General features: G+C 61.9%; 16 protein-coding genes. 6 read left to right on the top strand and 10 right to left on the bottom strand.

All coding sequences use genetic code 11. From position 1 onward, the window contains the following. Entirely contained in the window at positions 1–2094 is a 2094-nt protein-coding gene (locus tag V4529_11300; GenBank protein MES2358909.1) for a prolyl oligopeptidase family serine peptidase, read from the top strand. A 135-nt stretch (positions 2095–2229) separates the two neighbouring features. On the opposite strand, the gene V4529_11295 is transcribed toward V4529_11300, so the two are convergent. The 4 genes from V4529_11295 to dnaE form a co-directional block, all read right to left on the bottom strand. Beyond that, complete coding sequence (locus tag V4529_11295) at positions 2230–3774, bottom strand: class I tRNA ligase family protein (protein ID MES2358908.1); 1545 nt, start codon at positions 3772–3774, stop codon at positions 2230–2232. Positions 3775–3815: 41 nt separating this feature from the next. Then, positions 3816–4919, bottom strand: coding sequence for a regulatory iron-sulfur-containing complex subunit RicT (gene ricT, locus V4529_11290; GenBank protein ID MES2358907.1), 1104 nt, complete (start codon positions 4917–4919; stop codon positions 3816–3818). Between the two features lie 68 nt (positions 4920–4987). Beyond that, entirely contained in the window at positions 4988–5959 is a 972-nt protein-coding gene (locus tag V4529_11285) for an acetyl-CoA carboxylase carboxyltransferase subunit alpha (protein ID MES2358906.1), read from the bottom strand. Between the two features lie 9 nt (positions 5960–5968). Beyond that, positions 5969–9466, bottom strand: coding sequence for a DNA polymerase III subunit alpha (gene dnaE / locus V4529_11280; protein ID MES2358905.1), 3498 nt, complete (start codon positions 9464–9466; stop codon positions 5969–5971). A gap of 23 nt (positions 9467–9489) precedes the next feature. Between dnaE and V4529_11275 the strand changes: the two genes are divergently transcribed. The 5 genes from V4529_11275 to V4529_11255 all read left to right on the top strand — a co-directional run bounded on the left by V4529_11275 (position 9490) and on the right by V4529_11255 (position 17712). Continuing rightward, on the top strand, positions 9490–10596 hold the full coding sequence (locus V4529_11275) for an aminopeptidase (protein ID MES2358904.1): 1107 nt from the start codon (positions 9490–9492) through the stop codon (positions 10594–10596). 443 nt (positions 10597–11039) lie between these two features. Then, complete coding sequence (locus tag V4529_11270) at positions 11040–14402, top strand: SusC/RagA family TonB-linked outer membrane protein (protein MES2358903.1); 3363 nt, start codon at positions 11040–11042, stop codon at positions 14400–14402. Positions 14403–14454: 52 nt separating this feature from the next. Beyond that, on the top strand, positions 14455–16191 hold the full coding sequence (locus V4529_11265; GenBank protein ID MES2358902.1) for a hypothetical protein: 1737 nt from the start codon (positions 14455–14457) through the stop codon (positions 16189–16191). Between the two features lie 23 nt (positions 16192–16214). Beyond that, positions 16215–16742 carry a hypothetical protein gene (locus tag V4529_11260; GenBank protein ID MES2358901.1) on the top strand — a complete coding sequence of 176 codons (528 nt, stop codon included), beginning with the start codon at positions 16215–16217 and terminating at the stop codon, positions 16740–16742. A gap of 31 nt (positions 16743–16773) precedes the next feature. Continuing rightward, the gene (locus V4529_11255; protein ID MES2358900.1) at positions 16774–17712 is read left to right on the top strand and encodes a DUF4397 domain-containing protein; all 939 of its coding nucleotides are present in this window, start codon (positions 16774–16776) and stop codon (positions 17710–17712) included. 142 nt (positions 17713–17854) lie between these two features. Here the strand turns inward: V4529_11255 and V4529_11250 are convergent, their stop codons facing one another. The 6 genes from V4529_11250 to pdhA all read right to left on the bottom strand — a co-directional run bounded on the left by V4529_11250 (position 17855) and on the right by pdhA (position 26280). Then, complete coding sequence (locus tag V4529_11250; GenBank protein ID MES2358899.1) at positions 17855–19948, bottom strand: ATP-dependent helicase; 2094 nt, start codon at positions 19946–19948, stop codon at positions 17855–17857. 765 nt (positions 19949–20713) lie between these two features. Next, on the bottom strand, positions 20714–21385 hold the full coding sequence (lipB, locus tag V4529_11245) for a lipoyl(octanoyl) transferase LipB (GenBank protein MES2358898.1): 672 nt from the start codon (positions 21383–21385) through the stop codon (positions 20714–20716). A gap of 2 nt (positions 21386–21387) precedes the next feature. Continuing rightward, on the bottom strand, positions 21388–22794 hold the full coding sequence (lpdA, locus tag V4529_11240) for a dihydrolipoyl dehydrogenase (protein ID MES2358897.1): 1407 nt from the start codon (positions 22792–22794) through the stop codon (positions 21388–21390). A gap of 95 nt (positions 22795–22889) precedes the next feature. Then, a complete protein-coding gene (locus tag V4529_11235) occupies positions 22890–24242 on the bottom strand; it encodes a dihydrolipoamide acetyltransferase family protein (GenBank protein MES2358896.1) in 1353 nt (450 codons plus the stop codon). A 5-nt stretch (positions 24243–24247) separates the two neighbouring features. After that, a complete protein-coding gene (locus V4529_11230) occupies positions 24248–25234 on the bottom strand; it encodes a pyruvate dehydrogenase complex E1 component subunit beta (GenBank protein ID MES2358895.1) in 987 nt (328 codons plus the stop codon). Next, positions 25231–26280 carry a pyruvate dehydrogenase (acetyl-transferring) E1 component subunit alpha gene (pdhA, locus tag V4529_11225; protein ID MES2358894.1) on the bottom strand — a complete coding sequence of 350 codons (1050 nt, stop codon included), beginning with the start codon at positions 26278–26280 and terminating at the stop codon, positions 25231–25233. The genes V4529_11230 and pdhA overlap by 4 nt, the downstream gene beginning before the upstream one ends. Between the last annotated feature and the right edge of the window lie 3 nt (positions 26281–26283).

Below are 26283 nucleotides of genomic sequence, written 5' to 3'. Positions count from 1 at the left end.
ATGCGCAATCCTTCACTTGTCTTCCTGGCATTCGCATCTCTCGCAGCGTCCGTTCTTGATGCCCAGACAACCAGGCCGTCGTTCACCATCCCGCAGATACTGAGCGCGCCGTTTCCGACGGATTTTGTTGCGTCGCCGCATGGGGACGCGGTCGCCTGGGTCTTCGATCAGGCCGGCCCCGAAAATCTCTGGATCGCGCGCGCACCGGACTGGCGTGCGCGTGCAATCACGCCATACACTGCCGACGACGGCTGGGAAATGAGCTCGCCTCGCTGGCTCGCTGACGGGAGCGGCGTGGTGTTCGTACGCGGATCGGGCAGGAACGATCGTGGCGAGTATCCCAATCCCGCGCTCGACGCGCATGGCCGGAGCCAGCTTGTGATGCTGGCTCGGATCGATGGCGGCGCACCGCGTTCGCTCGCCGAGGGCGCGTCACCGGAGCCGTCACCGGATGGGAAGATCGTGGCTTTTACGCGGGGCGGCGTGATCTACACGGTCACGTTAGATAGCGGCGCCCACGAAAGGCGGCTGTTCGTCGGGCGCGGACGCGACGGAAACATCCGATGGTCGCCGGACGGTTCGGCGATAGCATTCACGAGCACTCGTGTCGATCACTCGTTCATCGGCGTATTCAACGTGCGAGATTCGACGCTTCGGTACATGGATCCGTCGGTGGACGATGACGGCTATCCCGTCTGGTCGCCGGATGGACGCTCTGTCGCATTCATAAGGCAGCCGACCATCACGCGGCAGCCACAGCACGCGCTGAGGCGTACCGGGCAGCGATGGTCAATTCTCGTCGCCGATCCGGCGACGGGTACCGCGCGCGAGCTCTGGCGCGCCGCGTCCGGGCCGGGAAGCATGTTCCGTCGCACCGACTCACGCGATCAGATCATCTGGACTGCAGACAATCGCATCGCGTTCCCATGGGAGTCCGGAGGCTGGAACAGACTCTACTCGGTATCCGCCATTGCTACATCTGCGGCACCGGTAGCGCTCACGATTGGCGAGCGCGAGGTAGTGTCGGCCACGGCCGGAATCGATGGACACAGCATCCTGTACGCGGCGAACGAAGGGAACAGGATCGACCTGTTGCACATCTGGTCGGTGCCTGCGAGCGGTGGAGCGCCGACACCCCTGACGTCTGGAGGCGGCATCGAGTGGGGGCCGGCGGCTCTGCAGGGCGGTGTTGCGCTGCTTCACTCGGGCGCGACGACGCCCGCGCGGCCCGCGATGTTGCGGGAACGCGGCGCCATCGCCGATCTCGCTCCAACCGCAATCCCAGCCGATTTTCCCTCGGCACAGCTCGCGACTCCGCAGCAGGTCACCTTCCGATCCACCGACGGCCTGCTGTTGCACGGACAGCTCTTTCTCCCGCCCACCGCACGCGACGGAAAGCGACATCCGGCCGTCGTCTTCTACCACGGCGGGTCCCAGCGCCAGATGCTGCTTGGCTTCAATCCGATGGGCTACTACCACAACGCTTACGGACTCAATCAGTATCTCGCGAGCCGGGGCTACGTCGTACTGTCGGTAAACTACCGCAGCGGAATCGGCTACGGACTCGATTTCCGCGAAGCGCTCGACTACGGCCCGGGTGGCGGCGCCGAGGCGCGCGACGCAATCGCCGCAGCGCATTATCTACGTGCGCGGCGTGAAGTCGATCCCGCGCGCATCGGTGTTTGGGGAGGGTCGTACGGCGGTTACATGACAGCGCTGTCGCTCGCGCGGGATCCGGCCGACTACAAGGTCGGCGTGGATTTCGCCGGCGTGCACGACTGGAATCTCGAGTGGAGCAGGATGGAGGACACGTGGGACGAGGATCGCGAGATGAAGGCACGTCGCCTCGCGTACGCGTCGTCGCCGATGAGCGATCTGTCGCACTGGCGCGCACCAGTGCTGCTGATTCAAGGCGACGACGACCGCAACGTGGACTTCAGGCAGACCGTGCAGCTGACGGAGGACCTGCGCAACCGCGGTGTGCACGTCGAAACGCTCATCTATCCCGACGAAACGCACGAATGGTTGTTGCATTCGCACTGGATTCAATCATACGAAACAACGGCGGCGTTTCTGGAACGGTATTTACGATGACGACGTTTGTCACGTACGGCATTGTGCCGCATTTAACGAACCCGGCAGGCATCCAATTCTGATTGCGCCTGAATGGGCCAGGCGCGGATGAATCCGCGCCCTACGCAGGACCACCAATTCGGCGCGTGGCGAGGTCTATGCCGTCTCCTTTTTCGGGAACAACGACGCGCCTTTCGCCACGCGCCAACCCGTCACATCGAACGTCGTGACGCCGCCATCGCCCAATCTCCCGGGCGTGGCGAGGAAATCCGCCGGTGCGCCCAGCTGTGACAGGAGTTCCGCGCATCGCCCCGGCATGAACGGCGACAACGCAATCGCCTGCCGCGTCAATTGCCGCACCAGCGCCGCCAGCGTGGCGTCAAGCTCATCCTGCCTTGTCGGATCCTTCGCAAGCTTCCACGGCGCCTGCCGGTCCACGTATTCGTTCCCGCGGGCGACCGTTGCCCAGATGTACTCGAGCGCGCGATTGGGAAGATTGTCCTGCATCGCAGCGTCATACGCGGCCATGTCGGCAGCGTCGACTGCATCGAGCTCGTTCGGTTCCGCGGGCGGGACGATCGCGCCGCGATACTTTTCTATCATCGCGATCGTGCGACTGGCGAGATTGCCCCACGCATTTGCGAGATCGGCGTTGTAACGCTCCTCGAATCGCTCCCATGAAAAGTTTCCGTCAGCGTCGAACGGAACTTCGCGCATCAGGAAGTACCGGAACGGGTCGGCGCCGAATCGCGCAACTGCGTCCTGCAGATCGAGCGTGACGCCGGCGGACTTGCTGAACCGGTCGCCGCCCAGCAGGACGAAGCCGTGCGCCCACACCAGCTTTGGCAGCGGAAGCTCCGCCGCGATGAGCATCGCCGGCCAGATGAGCGCATGAAAGCGCGTGATGTCCTTGCCTATCACATGCACGTCCACCGGCCACCACTTCGCAAACTCCCCGCTGGTATCCGGGAAACCCACAGCCGTGATGTAGTTCGGAAGTGCGTCGAACCAGACGTACGTCGTCTGCGGCTCGCCATCGCCCGTGTCGCGAGGGAAGGGAACTCCCCATCCCGCGCGCGCGCGACTCGCGGACACATCTTCCAGCCCCTGATCGATCAGCGACAGTATCTCGTTCGCGCGGCTTCGTGGCTGCAGAAAGTTCCCGCTCGCAATCAACGTCCGCAGACGATCTGCGTACGCGCTCAGCCGGAAGAACCAGTTGCGCTCCTCGACCCACTCGAGGGTGCGTGTCGGATGCAGCACGCACTTGCCGTCGACGATCTCTTCCTCGGTCTTGAACGCCTCGCAACCGACGCAATACCATCCGGCGTACGTCTTGGTGTAGAAGTTGTCCGGAGCACGCTCGAAAATGCGCTCGATCAGCGCACGGACGCCGATCTTGTGCTGTTCGCTCGTGGTACGCACGAAGCGATCGTACGATATTCCGAGCGCTGCCCACGCCTCCTGAAATCTGCGCGCGATCTCATCGACCTGTGCCTGAGGGGTCCGGCCTTCCTTGGCCGCGGACTGCGCGACCTTCTGACCGTGCTCGTCCATGCCGGTGACGAACAGCACCTTCTCGCCACGAAGACGGTGGTACCGGGCCAGGACGTCAGCGCCGATCTTCTCGAAGGCGTGCCCCAGGTGCGGGTCGCCGTTGGCGTAGTCGATCGCTGTGGTGATATAGTACTTGTTGGGCACGTCGCAATTTATAACAGCTGTCAAAGCCGTGGCTCGGCCGGTCAGCCTTCCTTCGCTGGCCCCTTTCTGTCGTTCGGCCTGGGCGCACCGGAGCCGTTGGCGCTCCCACCATCGCCGCTTCCGCTTCCGCCCCGGCGGCCGCGACGGCGACGCTCAGGCTTCCGCGTCTGCGCGGGTGGAGCTACCTCGGTCTCGACGGTTTCGGTAAGAATGACCAGTCGGGGCTCCGGAATCGCGAATTCCGAGGTGTACATCAGCTCCGGGGATATCTCTTCCGATGACTCGTCGGTGTCGTCGTCGCACGGTGGCGGCGTTGGTGCCGGACGACCAGCGACTTCGCCGTTGAACGCTTCCAGCGGAATGGTCCGCAGTACACCTTCCGCGTTCCGCAGCGTGACGGCCTCGCGGAACAGATCCACGGTCAGAACCTTCTCCTCACCCACCGTCGTCATGACGATGCGTCCTTCCTTCGGAAAGCGCCGACGCGTCTCCACATAGAACTCGTGCTCGTAACGCAGGCAACACATGAGACGCCCGCACGCGCCCGATATCTGCGACGGATTGAGCGATAGCCGCTGATCCTTTGCCACGCCCAGGTTCACCGGTCGAAGCTCCGGCAGCCACGCTGCGGAGCAATACTGGCGGCCACAGCGCCCAATGCCATCCAGTCGCTTGGCCTCGTCTCGCACGCCGATCTGCTTGAGCTCGATGCGCGTGCGGAACGCCGCTGCCAGATCTCGCACGAGATTCCGGAAATCGACGCGCTTCTCGGCGGTGAAATACAACGTCAGCTTCTTCTTGTCCCACTGCCACTCGGCGTCCGAGATCTTCATCTGAAGATTCGCGGCGCGCACCTTGTCCGCGGCGCGCTGTCGTGCGTCGTCGTTCGCCTTCTGAAGCGATTCGCTCTGCCGAACGTCACGCTTGGTTGCGATACGCAGCGCCTTCCGTACCGGCTCGCCGCAACCGTGCGCGCAACCGGAATTGCGCTGCGCCGCGAGTTCGCCAATCGCGTGCACCGTACCCAGGTCCTCACCGCGATCCGCTTCAACGATCACCGCCGTGCGAGCAGGAGGCGGTGTCTCACCCTCCCAGCCAAAGAACTCCTTCCGATTACCGCGAAACGCTACTTCAATGAGATGCATTGTGCGGTGCTAAGACGTGTATGGGCAGGCCTCCGTGCCTGCCCACGTCAGGTGCGACGTACGCGGGTTCATTCTGCCCACTGTCCCATCCTCAGATACTTCTGCCTGCGTCGCCTCACCAACCGCTCAGGCCGCAGCTTGCGCAACTCTTCCAGATTGGTATTGAGCACCTCGGCAAGCGAGCGCGCAGCGGCCTCGTGGTTTGCGTGCGCTCCGCCTTCCGGCTCCGGCACGATCTCGTCGATCACTCGCATCTCGAGCAGGTCGGGCGACGTGATGCGCAGCGCGTTCGCCGCACGGTCGCGCATCTCCGGAGATTTGCCGTCCTTCCAGAGGATCGCGGCACATCCTTCGACAGTGATGACGGAGTAGACCGCGTTCTCCATCATCAACACGCGGTCCGCAACGCCCAGCGCGAGCGCGCCGCCGGAGCCACCCTCGCCTATCACAGTCGCGATGATCGGGACCTGAAGCTGGCTCATCTCAAGAAGATTCCGCGCGATCGCCTCGGACTGCCCGCGCTCTTCAGCACCAAGTCCCGGGTACGCACCCGGCGTATCGATGAACGTGAGGACCGGAACGTGGAACTTCTCCGCGAGCTTCATCAGGCGAAGCGCCTTTCGGTAGCCCTCCGGATGCGGCATTCCGAAGTTGCGCCGGAGATTTTCCTTGGTGTCATGTCCGCGCTGATGTCCCACCAGCATCACCGTCTCGCCATCGAGGCGTGCCCATCCACCGACGATTGCCGCGTCGTCGCGGAATGCGCGATCGCCGTGCAGCTCTACGAAGTCGGTGAAGATGCGCGCGACGTAATCCAGCATGAACGGACGCCGAACATTGCGCGCGACCTGCACGCGCTGAATCGGAGTCAGATTCTTGTATATGTCACCACGTAGCTCGCTCAGCTTCCGCTCGAGTGAGATGATCTCGTCGTCGACGTTCACGGCACGATCGCCCGGCGCGTGCTTGAGCTCGTCGATCTTGCGCTCGAGCTCCGCGATCGGCTTCTCGAAATCCATGGTCGTTGCTGCAGTCGCCATTCGGACCTCCTATGTCCCTAAAACTACCGAAACGCACCCGTCTCCGAGCAACGATCTCAATTCCTTGAGGGCCACGCCATCGGCTGACAGCTTGAGCGACCTCGACCGCCAGCGCGCTGAGCCGCCGTTGCCGTCACTCCACCGCAGCTCCAGCGGAGCTGTTCCGGGGTGGGCGTGCACCACTTCCTGCACGTCCCGCATTACCGTCGGATCCAGCGGCATCCCGGGCGCCAGCGCTATCGCCACCGCCACCTGCCCGTTGGTCCGCTTCTCCGCAAGCTTGGTCACCGACTCGACGATGAAGGTGGGGTTGTCCGCCCCCTCGTCGCGTCTCGAATAGCCGCCCTTCATCACGACTGGCACGTCCGCCTTCACCTGGTCGTGAATCACGCTCCATGCCTCGGGAAAGACGAGCACTTCCGCCGACCCCGAAAAATCCTCGATCGTGAGACGCGCGAATTCCGCACCGGTCTTCTTGCTCGTCTGCCGTTTGATCGTCGTGATCACGCAACACAACGACATCGACTCACCTGTCCACGTGCCCAGGTCGCTGACGGTATGGGTGGAGAACAGCTCGCATTCCGCGCGGAACGGCTCCAGCGGATGTCCCGACGTGTAGAAGCCGAGTATAGCCTTCTCGTTCGCGAGTCGCTCGCTCTCGGGCCACGGAGCCACGTTCGGCAGCGTCGTCTGATGCGCCGGCTTGGACGTTGCGCCGAGTGCGTCGCCGAACATCGACACCTGACCGCTGGCGACGTCTTCCTGCGCCAGCGACGCTTCGCGAATCGCCGTATCGAGCGCCGCCACGAGCTGCGAGCGGTGGCCGCCGAGCGAATCGAGCGCGCCCGCGTGGATCATCGCTTCCAGCACGCGCTTGTTGCACATGCGCAGATCGACGCGATTGCACAGGTCGAACAGCGAGGTGAACGGGCCCGCTTTACGCGCTTCAAGAATGGATTCGATCGCGCTCTTGCCGACGTTGCGAATCGCGCCAAGCCCGAAGCGTATCTTCTTGTCGGCAATCACCGTGAACTTGTAATTCGACTCGTTCACGTCTGGCGGAAGTACCTCGAGCTCGATCTCTCTCGCTTCGTTGATGTACTTGACGACGCTGTCCGTATCCCCGATCTGCGACGACAAGAGCGCCGCCATGAACTCGGCGGGGAAGTGCGTTTTGAGCCACGCGGTCTGGTACGAGATGATCGAGTACGCCACGGCGTGCGATTTGTTGAAGCCGTAACGTCCAAACGTCTCGATCTGCGCCGCAATCTCGTTGATGATCTTGCGATCATGTCCCAGCGCAACCGCCTTCTCGATGAACTTGCCCAGCTCCTTCCGAATGAGCTCCGCATCCTTCTTGCCCACCGCCTTGCGCAACACATCAGCTTCGGCCAGCGAGATTCCCGCGAGCTTCTGCGAGATACGCATGACCTGTTCCTGATACGTGATCACGCCGTACGTGTCGTTCAGGAACTCCTCGAGCTCCGGCAACGCGTAGGTGATCGGCTCCTCACCGCGCTTGCGACGGATGTAGACCTTGTGCATCCCCGCGTCGAGCGGACCGGGACGCATCAGCGCATTCGATGCCACCAGATCGTTGAAGCGGTCGCATCGCAATGAACGCACGAGCTCGGTCGCAAGCGGAGATTCGAACTGGAACACGCCCGCCGTCTTCCCGAGCCGGAGCATGTGATACGTCTCCTTGTCGTCCAGCGGAATGTCGTCCAGATCCGGGATCTCGCGCCCCCGTGCGCGCACGTTTGCAACAGCGTCAGTGATGATCGTGAGCGTCGTGAGGCCGAGGAAGTCCATCTTGAGCATCCCCGCCTTCTCGAGCCCGTTCATGTCGTATTGTGTTACGACAATGCTCTCGTCTCCCTGACTCCCCGCGCCCTTCGATGACTGCGTGCAAACAGGCACGTAGTTGTCCAGCGGACCCGGCGCGATCACGACGCCCGCTGCGTGCACGCCGGCATGCCGGGACAGACCTTCGAGTGCGATCGCGTAGTCGAGCAGCTCGCTGTATCGCTCGTCCGTCGTGTACAGCGTCTTCACTTCAGGAATCTTCTCGACCGCCTCGCGTACCGTCAGCGAATAGTTGGGAAGATTCGGAATCAGCTTCGCGAGTGCGTCCGTCTCGCCAGGCGTGAAGCCCAGCACGCGTCCCACGTCCTTCACAGCTGCACGTGACTTGAGCGTACCGAACGTGATGATCTGCCCCACGGAATCGCGCCCATACTTCTGACGCACGTAGTCGATCACTTCACCGCGCCGCTCGAAGCAGAAGTCGACGTCGATGTCAGGCATCGACACGCGCTCCGGGTTCAGAAAGCGCTCGAACAGCAGGTCGAACTTGATCGGGCAGACGTTCGTGATCCTGAGTGCGTACGCGACGAGCGACCCCGCCGCGGATCCGCGTCCCGGACCAACCGGGATCCCCATGTCGCGTGCGGCCTTGATGAAGTCGTACACGATCAGGAAGTAGCCCGCGTACCCCGTCTTCGTTATGACGTCGAGCTCGTAACGCATGCGCGTCTCGACTTCTTCTGACAGTACGTCGCCGTATCGCTCGTGCGCACCCTGTTCAGTGAGCTTCACGAGCAGCTCGTTCTCGCTCTTGACTCCCTTCGGAAGCGGAAACGACGGCACGTGATACTTCTTCTTGAACTCGATCCCCGATTCCTCGGCGATGCGCAGCGTATTCTCGAGTACGTCGCCACGCGCCGGAAACCGCTCGCGCATCTCGTCAGCGCTCTTGAAGTAGAGCCCGTCGTCGTAGTGCATGCGGTTCGCGTCGGACACGTTCTTGCCCAGTCCGATGCACAGCAGCACGTCGTGCGACGCGTGGTCGTCGTGCCGCAGAAAGTGCGCGTCGTTGGTCGCAACCACCGGCAGTCCCATCTCTTCCGCGAGCTTGAACACGCGCTCGTTGAGCAGAGCCTGGTCGCCGCTGTCGTGCGCCTGCACTTCCAGGTAGTACCGGTCCTTGAACAGCTCCGCGTACCATGCAGCAGTCTCGCGCGCCGCGTCCCAGTTGTCCGCCAGAAGATGCGTCGCAATCTCGCCCGCCATGCACGCCGACGATACGACTATCCCCTCGCTGTAGCGCGTCAGCAGCTCACGATCCACGCGCGGCTTGGAGTAGAAGCCTTCCGTGTAACCCAGCGACGACAGCTTGACTAGATTCTTGTACCCGGTCGCGTTCTGCGCCAGCAACACCAGATGGTAATACGCCCGGGATCTGGAGGTTCCTCCCCCTGTACTTTCAATGCGTTGTCTCGACCGCCGGTCGCCGGGTGCTACGTACGCCTCCATGCCGAGTATGGGCTTGATGCCCGCCTTCTTGGCCCGCTCCTGGAATTCCCAGGCGGCATGCATGTTCCCATGGTCGGTTATGGCCAGCGCAGGCTGCTCGAACTCGAGCGCACGGGCGATAAGGTCCTCGATGCGGTTCGCCCCATCGAGCAGGGAATATTCCGAGTGGCAGTGGAGATGAACGAAGGACACCCGTTAAGGATAGGCACCCGTCCATGCGCCTAGAAGGGGCACCGGGGGCGAGTTCTCGCTCGCTCAAGCGAACGGTGCGCAAGGCGCTGCTCCCAGTCGCAATTGTGATCGTGGGAGCGGCCCTGATCGTCGTGGGGCCTACTGCCTGCTATCTCGGTCGTGGTGCCTGGGAGGAGGCCCGGATCCTCAGCCGGCGTCGGCCCATACCGGCAATGATCGCCGATCCACGCACGCCAGCCGAGGTGAAGGCCAAGCTCACGATTGTGGAGGCGGCTCGGAAGTACGCCCACGATTCCCTGGGGCTCAACACCGGCGAAAGCTTCACCACCTACTCCCACGTCGAGCACGACACCCTGGTCCTGGTGCTCTCGGCGGCCTACCGCGACCGGCTGGTGCCGTATACATGGTGGTTCCCGGTTGTGGGACGGGTGCCGTACAAGGGCTTCTTTGATTTTTCTGCCGCTCGACGCGCTGCGGCGGACCTGGAGTCCCAGGGCTTCGACGTCTACCTCAGGCCGTCATCAGCCTTCAGTACGCTCGGCTTTTTCAACGACCCGTTGCTCAACACGACTCTGAGCGCCGATTCGCTGGAACTGGCCAATACCGTGATCCACGAGGTGACGCACAACACGTATTACGCCCCGGGATCGGTGCCGTTCAACGAGTCGTTCGCGAGTTTTGTGGGGGCGCGAGGTGCCGCGGCCCTGTTCAGATCGCGCGGAGACTCTGCATCTGCTGCCCGGGTGGATGCCCGGTGGGCGGACGACAAGTTGTTGGGCGCGTTCTGGAGCGGCTTGAGCCATACGCTGGATTCAGCGTTCAGGGCGCACCCGAATGACAGGGCCGCGCGGCTCGCTGCGCGAGAGGAGATTTATGCAGCGGCGCGTCGAGTCCTGGTGGACAGCATCGCCCCGCGACTCGGCACTATTTCTCCGCTGTACGCCCGGCGCGTGAAGCTCGACAACGCGGCGCTTCTGGCGCGGCGGGTCTACGGCAGCGGGCTGGACACCTTCGATCAGTTATGGGCCCGAAACCACTACGATTTGAGGCTGACGATTCGCCAGATAATCGCCGTAGCGAAGCGCAATCGAAAGGATCCTTTCGCGGCAGTGAGGGCTGCCGCCCGGTAGATATCGGCCGAAAAGTCCCTAAATAATTAGCGTGTTCTTAATATGGTGTCAATAATTCTTTCATTGACACCCACTTTTTATGCCGTAACGTAGGGGCTGCATAAAGAACCAATAAGCACGCAAAAAGATCCGGACGGCTGGATAAGCCTTCCGGCAGGGTGAAGCGCACCGTTGACACTCACTGTCAGACGGTGAGGTACTCCTTTGCCCGGCAGTAGTTCCGTCGCGTTGTTGTAACCGCAACCCGTTTCCGGAGGATTTCCGTTGACTCGCTGGTCTGTCGTTGCGCGGCTGTGGAGTGTCGCATGGAACCCATCTGCAGGGAGAGTGGAATGAGGCGCACTGGTTTGATGCCGATATTGCGAAAAGGGTTGGTAGCCTTCGCGATGTTAGCCGTAAGTGGCTTTGCTAAAGCCCAGGCTCAAGTTGTTATAAGCGGAACCGTGACTTCTGAGCAGGGCCAGAAGCTCGCGAACGCGAACGTGTACATCAACGAGTTGAACGTTTCGGTGGCGACCGATGCGGTTGGTCACTACACCGTCACACTCACGCCAGCGCGTCTTCGCGGAGCAACCAGCATTACGGTGCGTGCTCGCGCGATTGGCTTCACACCGACCAGCAAGATCACTACTGCCACTTCGCAGACCATCGACTTCAAGCTCAGACAGGACATCAACCGCTTGAGTGAAGTCGTGGTTGCAGGCGTCACCGCGGGAACGGAGCAGAAGAAGCTCGCGTTCAACATCACGCGCGTCGATGCTGCGGATCTGACCAAGACTGCAGCCACCGATCCTCTGGCCGCACTCGAGGGGAAGGTTCCTGGCGCCAACATCACGTCGGCTTCTGGCCGCCCTGGTGCTCCGCCCGCCATCCTGCTTCGTGCACCAACGTCCATCGCCACGCAGGGACGCGGGACCGCGCCCTTGTACGTGGTCGATGGAATCATTCTGGGTGACCAGATGTCGGCGACCGGCGGCGGCGGACTTGGCGGTATCAACCCCAACGACATCGACAACATCGAAGTCATCAAGGGTGCAGCTGCAGCGTCGCTGTATGGAACGCGCGCTGGTAACGGCGTTATCTCCATCACCACCAAGACAGGCAAGGCGGGAGCGGACGGCTTTCACACTGCCTTCCGGACCGATTACGGCACTAGCAACATAGAGCGCAAGCTGCCGATCGCGCAGACCACTGCGATGCGCATGGATCCGACCGCTACGCGGTTCTGCATCAACGTATCCGGCGCGTACGCAGCACCTGCAACCGGAACGTTCGCGTCCAACAGCTGCGCGCGATCGATCGACTATGCGAGCGTCGCGAGCTTCATCAACAGCTATCCGGACGTCTTCGCGCAGACTCCACCCACCTTCCCGGTCGATCCGGGTTCGACGGTGACTGGATCCGCGCTCAAGAACACATTCCAGATCGACAGATGGCCCGGCACGAACTACGACGCGGTCGGCCAGTTCGTCGATCCGAAGCCGTACGTTCAGCAGAACGTCGAGATCCGTGGCAAGAGCGGACCGAACACGATGTTCGCAAGCGGCAACTACACGCAGCAGCGTGGTGCGATCAAGTATCTCAACGGATTCCAGCGCGCCACCGCGCGCCTCAACGCCGGCCGTACCACCGATAACTGGAACTTCGACGTCACGAGCGCCTTCGCGCACGATACGAAGGACGGCTATCAGGAAGAAGATGGCGGCGCAGCGTTCTTCCGCCTTACCCGCACGCCACCGATCGTCAATCTCGACGCGGTCGATCAGTTCGGTCGCCTCTACATCCGCCCCAACCTGCAGGGTGGTGGGTCGCAGAACTTCAACCCGCTCTATGAGCTGCAGAATTATGCGCAGACCACGGCGACCAACCGGTTCACCGGTGGTAGCACTGCGCAGTGGCGTCCGCTGACGTGGTTCTCGATGAACTTCAACTTCAGCTACGACGGAACTGCGGCAACAGCGATCTCGTTCCAGGACAAGGGCTATCGCACGACGACCGGTCCTGCGGGAACGAGCAATTCTGGATTCCTTGCGCGCCGCGCTGAAGCACAGCAGCAGTACAATGCGAGCGTCGACGCAATCGCAACACGCACGTTCTTCACTGACTTCAATACCCGGACCAGTCTGCGGTATCTGTTCGACCGCACCGATTACAACTATCAGGTGCTGTCGGGTAACTGGCTCGGTGTGGTGGGCCTGCCCAACGCGGCAAACATCGGCTCCACACCTTCCGGCACGCCGTCGCAGACGGTTGGCTCGAGTCTCACCACCGTTCGCGGCCTCGGCTACTACCTGAGCGAAGACGTCGACTGGAAGGACCGCTATATCATCGGCGCACTCGTACGTCGCGACGCAAGCTCGCTGTTCGGCTCCGGACATCGGTGGTCGACGTTCGGCCGCGGATCGCTGGCATGGCGCGTAGCTCAGGAGCCATGGTGGTTCATCCCGGCCCTCGACGAGTTCAAGCTGCGCGCGTCGGTCGGGTCCGCAGGTAACCGTCCAGCCTTCGTTTCGCAGTACGAGACTTACTCACTGAGCTCAGGAAACGTCGGCAATCCGGTGACCCTCGGTAACCGCAACCTGCGTCCCGAAACCGTTGTTGAAACCGAACTCGGCCTCGATGGTGAGCTGTTTCACCGCATCGGTTTCAGCGTAACGTCATCCAAAACCGATTCACGCGATCAGATCCTGGTCGTTCCGGTCGCTTCGTACTACGGCTACTCGCAGCAGTACCAGAACGCCGGTACGCTCCAGGGTCGGTCCTTCGAAGCGTCTGTCAACATCCCCTGGGTCAACAGCACCAACTTCAGCACCTCGACGCGGTTGAGCTATGACCGCGCCAAGTCGAAGATCACCAAGCTCAACGTTCCAGCATTCACCGCTGGCGCATCGGCACAGGGAACCGGCTCGCTGTTCTTCGTCCGTCAGGGCGAGGAGTACGGCACGTTCTACGGCCGCAAATTCATCACCAGCTGCGGCCAGTTGCCAACCGCAGCACAGGGCGCGTGCGGCACCGGTAAGGACTTCCAGGCCAATTCGGATGGATATATCGTCTGGACCGGCTCCGGCAACACTCCGTCCGATGGCATCACGAAGAATCTGTGGCAGGCGCGTCTTCCGCTCAACAGCCCGTTCTTCTCGACGTCAGCGGGCGGCGACCAGTCGCACTTCAACACCGGCCAGGTAATCAACTGGGGCATGCCGATGATCCAGCGCGACTCCACTGGCGCGGCGATGATCGTCCCCCTGGGTCACGCACTGCCAACTTATCGGTGGAGCATCGGTCAGAACGCGAGCTACAAGCGCCTCAGTGGATCGGTACTGTTCGATGCATCGAAGGGACGCAGCGTTTACAACCAGGGCCGCGGCTGGGGCTTCCTCGACTTCCTGTCGGTCGATGACCAGCAGACGGGCAAGGATGTTTCGACCGTCAAGCCACTCGGCTACTACTACCGCGCGGCATTGCCTGACAACGGCTCGGGAACTGGCGGACTCTACGACATTCTCGGCCCCAACAGCGCAGTTACCGAAGATGCAAGCTTTGTGAAGCTTCGCGAAGCAACGGTTGCATTCCACATCGGTGCATTTGGCCGATTGGGCGGTGACTGGTCGATCTCCGGTACCGGTCGCAACCTCAAGACGTGGACAAAGTACAAGGGCTTCGATCCTGAAGTGGGTTACGGCGCCGTATCCGGCACGGGTGGTGCCAGCGCGAACTCGCCAGGTTCGGCGGTGCTCAACGCCGTCGATGCCTACCAGTTCCCGAACCTGCGGACGTTCACACTATCACTGTCCACGAACTTCTAAAACCGCGAATCCCTGGCGGGCGTGAGTCCGTCAGGGTACCCATGAGGAGAGAATGCGAAAGCTGTTCTATATCGCTGTCGCGGTGACAGGTCTCGGCGCTTGCGCCGGAGACCAGGTAACCGCACCCAATCTGAACAATCCCGACGTCGCGCGTGTTCTGGCGCGACCCGGTGACGTCGAAAGCGTGATCGCCAACTCGTTCGGCTCGGCGTACAACGCCGCGCAGGGCGCGACCGGCGGATCGGGTATCGCCGGACATATCGAGCCGGCTTTGCTCACCATGGCTTTCGAGAACGCGTCGTCGCTCGCAAATGACGGCCTGGGTCCGCGCGGGAGCATTCCGCGTTCCCCCATCGCCAACAACAGCACCGATACGTATGCTGGAAACAACGCGTACAATTATCAGGGAAGCCAGCGTGCCGCACGCACCGCGGCAAATGGGTTGGTTCAGCTCAACTCGAAAGGCTTCACTCTGGGAAGTGCCCAGCAGGATCTTCGCGCCCGCGCATTCGCATACTTTACGATGGCATTCGCTAATGCCACCGTCGCGATTGCGTACGACTCACTCTCGATCGTGAGTGAGACGGACACCATCGCGAATCCGCCGAGCAAGTTCGTGGGCGGGGTGGCCGCGATGCCCGTCATTCTGACTCAGATGGATTCGGCGATCGCAGCGGCGACTCGGGCCATCGCGCTTGGAAGCGCGCCAAACGGCGCCGGCGGTGGTGCTGGCTTCACGCTGCCCAGCACGTGGGTGAACGGAAATGCGTTCACCGCTGCACAGTTCATTCAGATGGTTCGCGGCTTCAAGGCGCGCTTCCGCGCCGAGGTCGCGCGTACTCCCACGGATCGTGCTGCAGTTGACTGGACGCAAGTCATCGCGGACGCCAACGCTGCTCTGCCGAACGATCTGAACATCACGATGACGACCGTCGCCCCGTGGCGCGTTGGTGACGAGCAGCACTATCTGTTCGACACCTGGGCGCAGCAGAGTCCGATGATCATTGGCATGGCCGATAGCGTACGTGCTGGGTGCACCGCTGCAAACCAGGGTGACCCGAACGGCGGAAACTGCTACGACGCCTGGATCGCAACGTCGCTCGGAAACCGCTACGCCTTCATCGTCCGCACGGCGGATCAACGCTTCCCCGCGGGCGACACGCGCGCGGCGCAGCAGGTCAGCTCGGGCGCCGGAACTGCGCAGCAGCCTCCGCGCACCAACCTCTACTTCCGAAACCGCAGGTCCAGCGACCCGTCTGGCGATCCGTGGAACCTGTCTCAGTATGACTTCTATCGGTTCCAGCTCTGGAACGATGGCGGTCGCGCAGGCCCGTATCCGATCATGACGCGCGCTGAACTGGATCTCCTCGCCGCGGAAGGCTACATCCGGAAGGGGGATTTCGTAAACGCAATGGCAAAGATCAACATTTCCCGCGTGGCCAAGGGCAACCTTCCGCCGATCACCGGGATCACAAGCGCTACGCAGCCAATCGCTGTCGGTGCAGCGGCGAATTCCTGCGTACCACGCGTTCCCACGGGTCCCGACTTCGCTCACGCAACATGCGGAAATATCTTCGAGGCGATGAAGTGGGAAAAGCGCATGGAAACGGCCTATACATATCTCGGCGCGTGGTTCTTCGATAGCCGCGGCTGGGGCGACCTGGCGCAGTATACCGCGCTCAACTTCCCCGTTCCGTACCAGGAGACGGACGTGAGGAGCATGAAGGCGTGGACGACGGGCGGGCCCGGTGGCAAGGACGCCGCTGCACTCGGATCTTACGGCTACTGATTAAAGGCTAGGTGCGAAGCTCAATGATCCATCGAGCACTGCCTGACGCAGTGAGGTGCGTGGCGCGATTTGCGCCACGTGGCCTCGTTGCGCTGATGGCGTCGGTCGGTGTCTGCGGTCTTTTGCTGACTACTGGCTGCTACACCTACCAGATGCAGGCGCCGTCTGACCTCACCGCCGGACAGAACGTCCAGATCCGCGTAAACAACGTCGGCCGGGTTGCTCTTACGGCCGATCTTGGTGACGATGTCGCGACGTTTGATGGCAAGGTGGTTTCGGTCACAGACAGTTTGCTCGGTGTCAGCGTCACTCACATCGACTACCTCGACGGAAGCTCTACAGGCTTTCCAGGAGGAACGGTGATGCTGTCGCGCAATTCGATCACGAGCGTAAGCACCAAGACGTTCTCTCAATCAAAGACGACGGTCACGGCGATCGGGTTGGTCGCCGCGATCGTCGCGATCATAGTCGTCCTGCATGCAACCGGGTTTGGCGATTCAGGTCCTGGATCGAAGAACACCGGTGAAAACCCACCGACGCAAATACAATGACGTCGTGCTCACCCTTGGAGAGGAATATTCAATGAAAGTTTACCGTCTGCTCCCCGTGGCAGGGTTGGTGCTGTTCGCGGGGTGCTCCGGCGATAGTGTCTCGACCGTCATAACCCCCGAGCCGCACGCAGCGGTTCGCTGGGTGAATGCTGTTCCCGACACAATCGACATGGATTACCGTATCGTTGATGTCGTTACCAACGCAAACGAGGCGAGCATCAAGTACCGCGGCAACAGCGGTGCTTATCGTGCCGTTCCGCCCGGACAGCACCGGATCCGCGTGTTCCCGTCCGGTACGACTACGGCAGCCTGCAATGGCCCGTCGGTCGTCAGCCAGGTACTCCTTGATACGACCTTTACGTTCGCTGCAAATCACTATTACACGGTGGTGCATGCAGGGTACATGAAGGCGGGCGCCACGCCCAAGCAGCGCCTGATACTCACTGACGATGCATTCCCGGCGGCGGCGGCTGGTGCGTTCGCTGTGCGCGCCATCGATGCGGTCGGTAACGCAGCGTCCGTTGATGTGTTCGTTTCTGCAGCAACCGCCGCGGGCGGCGCTGTATCCGGTACGCCTGCCTTTACTGGCATGGCGTTCGGAGCGGTGAGCCAGTACGCCAACTTTGCGGCGGCAGCTTCTTCGCCGGCCGCATCGACATACCGTGTGACTGCCACTGGCGCCGGTACTACCACGCCTCTGCTCGCGGACGGCTTGCTCCCCGTTGGTGCCGCCGCATTCGCAGGATCATCGTCGGTGCCACCGCTGGATCCGATTGGCGGCGCGCAACAGGCGGGATCGGTCCTTACCGCGATCGCTACACCACCGGCCGTGGCCTACACGTTGACGAGCTCAGGCTCGGCTCCGAGTTGCCCGGCAGCCGGCACCACGACCGTCATCGCAGGCACTACCTCTGGTGCGGTCGTATCTTTGGTCGACAAGAATCCGAACGATAAGCTGCTCGGACAGTAGCAGCGCAACGCACGTGTCCTGACAAGAAGTTGCAACGTTGCGAAACAAGGAGCGGGTTCCGGCAGTCATGCCGGGACCCGCTCCTTTTTGCTCGCGCTCCAACCAGCTGGATAGGCGCTCGCTTGCGGTCGACGCCACTCCACTACACCGCGCCGAATCGCCCTCTCAGCAACGCCCGCAGATCCACCACGGGCCCTCGCTGCTCCACCGATACGTGCTCCGCCAGCCTGTCATCCGACCCCAGCGCAACGTGCTGCATCGTCGCGCGAACCTCCGGATCCACGAATCGCGATAGCTGCGTCAGAGAGTAATCCGCTCCGCGTTGACTGCCGTACGAGTTGAGAGGATGCACAACGCTCAGATAGTCTCTTGCCCGCGTCATCGCGACATACATCAGCCGCCGCTCTTCCTCGGTGTCCTCATCGCTGCCGAGTGCGCGTGTCGACGGGAACAGCCCATCGACAGCTGATATCACGAACACCGCGTCCCACTCCTTGCCCTTCGCCGAGTGGACAGTGCTCAGGACCAGCGCATCGTCCTCGCTGTCAGCAGAGGCACCGGCAAAATCCTGAGTTGCGCTCGGCGGCTCCAGCGCGAGCGCCGACAGGAACGTCGTGCGATCGGGGAAGCCAGCCGCGATGGTCTGCAGCTGATCCAGATCCGCAAGGCGCGGCTCCGGACGGTCGTAGCGGTCGCGCACTATCGCGTCGTACATCGTGCGTACATGCCCGATCTCGCGCGCAACGCGGGCGTCGTCCGCCTCGGGGGCCGATCGCAACGTCCCGAGCAACGCCACCAGCGACGCGTGTGCCGCGCGGGCACGCGGAGGAGCCACGAAACCGCCAAATGCCGCCGAGTCCCACGCAGCTGCAGCGAGTGCCTCCATTGCGGAGCGTGCAGTCGCCTCGCCGATCCCAGGAAGCAGCAACAGCAGCCGATACCAGCTCACCTCGTCGCGCGGGTTCTCCAGTACGCGCAGAAATGCGAGCACATCCTTCACGTGCGCGGCTTCGAGGAACTTGATGCCGCCCCATTTCTCGAACGGGATCTTCCTGTTGGCCAGCTCGATCTCGAGGTCGGCGGACATGTATCCCGCGCGAAAGAGGACGGCGATGTTGCGAAGAGCGATGCCCTCCTCGTGCAGTTCCAGGATCCTGTCCACCACGTATCGCGTCTGCTGCGGCTCGTCACGCGCCGTCACCAGCAGCGGTCGCTCGGCGGCAGCGCGATCAGTCCAGAGAGTCTTCGCGAATCGCTCGCCCGCATGTGCGATGAGCGTGTTGCTGGTGCCGAGTATCTGTGGCGTCGATCTGTAATTGCGATCCAGCGTCACGACGCGCGTCCCGGGAAACTGGGCAGGGAAGTCCAGGATGTTGCGTATCGTGGCGCCGCGAAACGAATAGATGCTCTGCGCGTCGTCGCCGACCACTGTGACGTTGGAGTGCCCGCGCGCCATTCCGCGGAGTATCCGGGCCTGCAGCGCGTTCGTGTCCTGATACTCGTCCACGAGGATGTGATCGTACAATCCCGCGATGTCGCTTGCGAGCTCGGGGCTCGCCTCGAGCAGCATAGCCCACAGCAGCAGGAGGTCGTCGTAATCGACGAGATTGCGCTCCTGCTTGCGCAGGGTATAGTCGGCGTACAACCGGGTGAAATCGGGGATGAACTCGATGAAGCGCGGATACTCGTCGCGCACGATGTCTTCCATCGCGATGCCGGTATTCACGTGGCGCGAGTACACATGGTGCAGTGTTTCCTTTTTCGGAAAACGCTTCGCGCCGGCACCGAAGCCCAGGGCCGCGCGCGAGATCTGCATCAGATCGGCCGAGTCGCCCTGATCCATGATGCTGAAGTCACGTGGCAGGCCGGCAGCAGGTCCGAAGCGTCGCAGCAGCCGATGGGCGGTCGCGTGGAACGTCCCGCCATGCACGTTCCGGCTGGCGCTCCCGATGAGCCGCTCGGCGCGTGACAGCATCTCGTGTGCGGCGCGTCTGGTGAACGTCAAGAGGAGAATCCGCTCGGGCCGCACACCGCGATCCACGAGGTGGGCCACGCGATACACAAGCGTGCGCGTCTTGCCGCTGCCCGCACCCGCGACGATCAGCAGCGGGCCCTCCCCGTGCGTCGCCGCCGCGAGCTGATCCGGGTTCAGCTCCGCCGAGAAATCGCGACCGCTGGCGGCCGGCGACACGATGCGCTCATGGAGCTGAATAACAGTGCGGCCATCGTCCGTCATACCCGAAATATACCCGAAGACGCCGGGGGATCGCACGCCGGACTGGCGACAGACGACATCGCATTTCCGCCGACGCTCACCCACGCGCCGAATTGGTAGTCATGCCCGACGACGCTCAAACGACGCGCCGAATTGGTAGTCACACCCGACGACGCCCAACCACGCGCCGAATTGGTGGTCATGCCCGACGACGCCCAACCACGCGCCGAATTGGTAGTCATGCGTAGGGCGCGGATGTATCCGCGCCTGGCCCATTTACGCGCAATCGAAATTGGATGATCGCCGCGTCGATACGATGTCGCGCAACGCCTGGCCCATTCAGGTGCAATCGAAATCGGATGATGACGCGATAAACCCACCCATCGCCCACCCCGCCGGCGCGGCGTCCGCGAACAATTGATTCAACACCGTCGCGCCGCACGCATAAACGATGGCAAATAAATGTGGGGCACGGATGCATCCGTGCCTGTCACTTATAATGCAATCGAGACCGAATCAGTGCCCGCATGTGAGATGTCATCATCCCAGCCTTCGGCGGAATCACAGCTCTCGGCCAATCCTGAATTGCTCCCTATGACGACGTCGTACGCGGCCATTTGGGGAACTGGTGTTCGGGTGGTTTCGATTGCACATGAATGGATGCGGCGGGTGAATCCCGCGATCATCCGGTTTCGATCGCACGTAAATGGGCCAGGCGCGGATACATCCGCGCCCTACGCATGACTACCAATTAGGCGCGTGGCTGGGCATCGTCGGAGCCGCGTTTCAAACCGTCGCCACAATCCTCGGCGTCAATTCGAACAAATTCCCAAACTGGCGGGCGGTCTCCGCCGCTACGTCGTCCACCGTCAATGCCCTTTCCGGCTGCTCGCGACTCATCGACGTCATCACGACGCCATCGATCCCGCACGGCGTCATCAGGTTGAAGTATGACAGGTCTGTCGTGACGTTCAGTGCGAATCCGTGCCACGTCACCCACGTGCGTGCATGTACTCCGATCGACGCGATCTTCCTTCCGCCGGTCCATACGCCCGTAAAGCCGATGTTGCGTTCACCGGGAATGTCGTACGCGGCAAGCGTGCGGATCAAACCCTCTTCGACCTGGCGCAGGTACCAGTGAAGATCCAGCTTGTGGCGCTGAAGATCGAAGATGGGATAGCCAACAAGTTGCCCCGGCCCATGAAACGTCACGCCGCCGCCTCGCTCCACTTCGAACAGCTCGATTCCGCGCGACGTTAGAAAATCTTCCGTGACCGGTAGCTTGTTGTCCGCCTTCTTGCGGCCGAGCGTCACGACGGGAGGATGCTCAACCAGGATCAGCAGATCCTGATCGATCTCCCCGGTGATCCGTCGTGCGGCCGCGTCTCGCTGAAACGCAAGAACCTCGGCGTACGACTGCTCGCCGAGGTTCAGCACCAGCAACTCCCTGTCAGCCATGATTAGAAGTTGATCATCTTTCCGAGCGTGTCGAGAGTCGCTTCGGCTATCGCTTCCGACAGTGTCGGATGCGCGTGAATCGCCAGCTCCACTTCCTCGACTGTGAACTCGTTCTCGCGAGCCACTGCCAGCTCATGAATGATCTCGGTCGCGTGTGCGCCGATGATGTGCGCGCCGAGTATCTCGCCGTACTTGGGATCGGAAATGATCTTCACGAAGCCCTCCGTCTCGCCTGAAGTACGTGCGCGGCCGTTGGCGGAGAACGGGAATTTGCCGATCTTGTACGGAATCTTCTTTTCCTTCAGCTCGCGCTCTGTCTGGCCGATCGACGCGACTTCCGGATGGCAGTACGTCGCGTTCGGAATGTTGCCATAGTTCACGTTGTGCACGTGCGGCTGTCCGGCGAGATACTCTGCGAATACAATCCCTTCGCGCTCGCCCTTGTGCGCAAGCATCGGTGGACCGGCTACGTCGCCGATTGCGAAGATGCCCTTGACCGACGTTTCCATTCGCTCGTTGATCTTGATGAAGCCACGATCTGTCATCGCGACGCCGAGCTCCTTGATACCGATATCCTCGATGTTTGCCGCGCGGCCGGCGGCGACCAGCACCTTCTCGACTTCGATATCCTGCTTCTTGCCCGCGATATCGACGCTGAACTTGACCGAAGCCTTGCCGACTTTCACGTCGCCGATCTTTGCGCTCGTGAGCATCGTGATTCCGCGCTTCTTGAACGCCTTGGCGAGCTCGACGCCCACATCGTCATCCTCGATCGGCAGAAGCTGCTTCGCGACTTCTATGATCGTGACCTGTGTTCCGAACGCGGCGAACACGTCAGCGAACTCACAGCCGACTGCACCCGCACCGATGATCGCCATCGTCTTTGGCGCTTGCTCGAGAGTGAGCGCTTCGTCAGAGGAGATAACGGTCGTCTTGTTGAGCTCGAGCCCAGCTTGCGGCAGGCCTTTCACTCGCGAGCCGGTGCAGATGCAGATTGCCTTCTTGGCCTCGTGCTTTTCTTCCTTGCCATCCGCAGACTTTACCGTGACGGTGTTCTTCGCGGTGACGCGTCCGTTGCCCTTGATCCAGGTGATCTTGTTCTTCTTGAACAGGAATTCGACGCCCTTGGAATTCTGATTGCTCACGTTGCGCGAGCGCTTCATCGCGACGCCGTAGTCGAGCTTCACCTCGCCGGCGCTGACACCGAATTCCGCGCCCTTCTTAACCTTCTCAGCGATCGACGCCGACTCCAGCAACGCCTTGGCGGGAATGCAACCCCAAAGAACGCAGGTGCCGCCGAGCCCGTCGCGCTCGACGACCGCAACGGACAGCCCGAGCTGTGCGGCGCGAATGGCGCCGACATATCCGGCCGGGCCGCCGCCGATGAAGATCACATCATAAGAAGACATGGATATTCCCAGAAAAGGTCATGTAGGGCGCGAATACATCTGCGCCTGTCGTCATTCAAGCGTCCCACCTCGTCATTCGGGGATGACGATACTCATCAGAACACCAGCATCAACGGGTTCTCGATCAACCTGCGCAACGTCTGCAGGAATTTCGCCCCCGTCGCTCCGTCGATCACGCGATGGTCGCAGCTCATCGTTACCCGCAGTCGCTTGCGTATCACCAGATCGCCATCGACTACAACCGGCTTTTCTTCGACTGCTCCGATCGCAAGTATCCCTGCTTCGGGTGGATTGATTATCGCAGTGAACTGGTCGATCCCGAACATGCCGAGGTTCGAGACGGAAAAAGTCGAGCCCGTGTATTCCTCAGGCTTGAGTCTCCGCTCGCGCGCTCGTCCGGCCAGCTCTCGTGCCTCCGCTGCAATGTCCGAGAGTCCCTTTTCGTTTGCATCGAAGATGACGGGAGTGATGAGCCCTTCTTCCACAGCGACAGCCATTCCGATGTGCACACGATTGAACTGCCGAATCGCGTCGCCGGTCCAGTGCGCATTCACTTCAGGGTGCTGCGCAAGTGCCGTCGCAGTTGCCTTGATGATGATGTCGTTGAACGACACCTTGTACTCGGCGCCCTGTGCGATCATCGCCTCGCGCAGCTCGGCCACGCGGGTGAGATCGAACTCGACGGTGAGGTAGAAGGTCGGGATCGGTCCGATGGATTCGCCGAGTCGCTTGGCGATCGTCTTCCGCATCTGCGTGAGCGGAATGTCCCGGTAATCACCAACACGTGCAGTGCGTGGGGCTGTGGCAATCGCGGCAGCGGCGGGCGCCTGCTCGATGTCACGCTTCACGATACGGCCACCGGGGCCGGATCCGCGCAGCGCGTTGAGATCGATGCCTCGCTCCGACGCGAGACGACGTGCTAGTGGAGATGAGCGCGGTCTGCCGGATGGCGTAGCTGAGCCGTTACCCTCCGCGTGGTGCGCGCTGGTATCGATGCGCTGATGTCCGCGTCGCTCCTGTTCCTGCGGAGGTGTCGAAGCCTCCCCCTGAGATTGACGCGCGGCCGTCGGAATCGATGTGACTCCCTCGAACTCCTTGGCCTTCGCGATCACGTCGCCCGCATCGGCTGGCTTGCCCAGAGGCTGCTGCGTGTTGTCGGACGGCACCGGTGTCGGCTCGGCGCCCTTGACCAGCGCGGAGATGTCTTCATCGGGCGCTGCGACAACGCCGAGCAGCGTTCCGACTGCGGATGAATCACCCTCGTTGGCAAGTTGCTTTCGCAGCACACCCTCACCACGTGCAACCAGCTCCATCACCGCCTTGTCCGTCTCGACCTCTGCCAGAACGTCGCCGCTCTTTATCGGGTCGCCTTCGTGCTTGAGCCACTTGACGAGGCGCCCTTCTTCCATCGTGGGTGACAGCGCTTCCATCAGAACTTTTGTCGCCATGATCGTCAGTCCTCCAGGTACATGACGCGCTTCACCGCCGCGACGGTCTTTGCAGCATCCGGCTTCGCGAGCTTTTCCAGATTCTTGGCGTACGGCATAGGTACATCCGCCTGATGCACGCGGACCACCGGCGCATCGAGATCGTCGAAACACTCGCGCTGGATGTAGTCCACAACCTGCGCGCCGATGCCGCAAAGTTCCCAACCTTCCTCTACGACTACCGCGCGGTTGGTCTTTGCGACAGACGTTGCGATTGCCTCGACGTCCATCGGTCGTATCGTGCGCAGATCCACCACGTCCACGTTCACGCCCTGCTTCGCGAGCTGATCCGCGGCCTGCAATGCAACGAGCACCATCTTTCCGGAGGTGATGATCGAGCAATGTTCGCCCTCGCGCTTGAGCTCCGCCTTGCCGAGTGGAATCACGATGTCCGGATTCTCATCGACCTCGCCCTTCGTGTTGTAGAGCATCTCGCCTTCGAGCACCACGACGGGATTGTCGTCGCGGATCGCAGCCTTGAGCAGTCCCTTCGCATCGGCAGGCGTGCCGGGAGCGACAACCTTGAGACCAGGGATATGTGCCAACCAGCTCTCCCAGGCCTGCGAGTGCTGCGCCGACAACTGCAGTGCCGCGCCATTCGGTCCGCGGAATACCATCGGCATCTTGTACTGTCCGTTGGACATGTACAGCATCTTGGCAGCCGCGTTCACGACCTGGTCCAGTGCAAGAAGCGCGAAGTTCCACGTCATGAATTCGATGATCGGACGCAAGCCTGCCATCGCCGCGCCTACGCCTACGCCGGCGAATCCGAGCTCGGTGATCGGTGTGTCCACGATTCGCTTGGGACCGAATTCATCCAGCAACCCGCGCGACACCTTGTACGCGCCATTGTACTCGGCGACTTCCTCGCCCATCAGGAACACCGACTCGTCGCGGGTCAACTCTTCGCGCAATGCCTGGTTGAGCGCATCGCGATATGTCATGACGGTCATCGTCCGACCCCCGCGAGTTCGGCGTGGTTCGCGGCACCAACCGTCGATTCGTCGCTCAGCACGTGCGTGAACAGCTCTTCCGGAGACGGTTCCGGTGATGCATCGGCGAAATCCCATGCGGCCTGTGCCGCAGCCTTGGCCTCGTCATCCATCTTGTTGTAGTCGGCTTCCGTGATCATTCCATCGCTCAGCATCTTCGTCTTGAGCAACACGATCGGATCGCGCTGCATGCTCTGATCCAGCTCTTCCTTGGAGCGGTAGGTTCCGCTCGCCGCGTCAGACATGGAGTGCCCCATGAAGCGCGTGGTGCGGACCTCGACCAGCGTCGGGCGCTGCTCCTTGCGCGCACGCTCGATCGCTTCGTCCATCTCCTTGCGCACGGCGAACACGTCCTGACCGTCGACGGACGTGCCGATCATCGCGTACGATTCCGCGCGCTTCACCACATCCTGCTGCGCCGTGGAGCGGCTGATCGCCGTTCCCATACCGTAACGATTGTTCTCGATGATGAACACGACCGGCAGATTCCACAGCGATGCCATGTTCAGTGCCTCGTGAAAAGCACCGATGTTGACGGCAGCTTCGCCAAAAAAGCAGACGCACACCTGGTCGCCGCCACGATACGAGATCGCGAATGCCACGCCCGTGGCGATCGGAATGTGGCCGCCCACGATGCCGTGGCCGCCCAGAAAGTTCAGCTTGCTGTCGAAGAGGTGCATCGAACCGCCCTTGCCGCCGGAGCAACCTGTGGCGCGGCCGAACAGCTCCGCCATGATTTCGTTCGCCGTCATTCCGCGAGCCAGCGCCAGTCCGTGATCGCGGTACGCGGTGATCACGTAGTCGTCTGGTCGAAGTGCGGCCATCGTGCCGGTGGAAACCGCTTCCTGGCCGATGTATAGGTGACAGAAGCCGCCGATCTTTCCGATCGCGTACGCTTCCGCGCTTTTTTCCTCGAAGCGGCGCTGCATCAGCATCGAGTGCAGATAGGCGACGGCGGTCTCGCGAGCATTCGCGGCTGCCGGAGAAGATGTGTTTTTCTTAGCCATGAC

This window comes from Gemmatimonadota bacterium, from assembly GCA_040388625.1.
GTDB lineage: Bacteria > Gemmatimonadota > Gemmatimonadetes > Gemmatimonadales > Gemmatimonadaceae > Fen-1247.
Note: the sequence above shows the minus strand (reverse complement) of the source record. Positions and strands in the feature narration are given on the sequence as shown.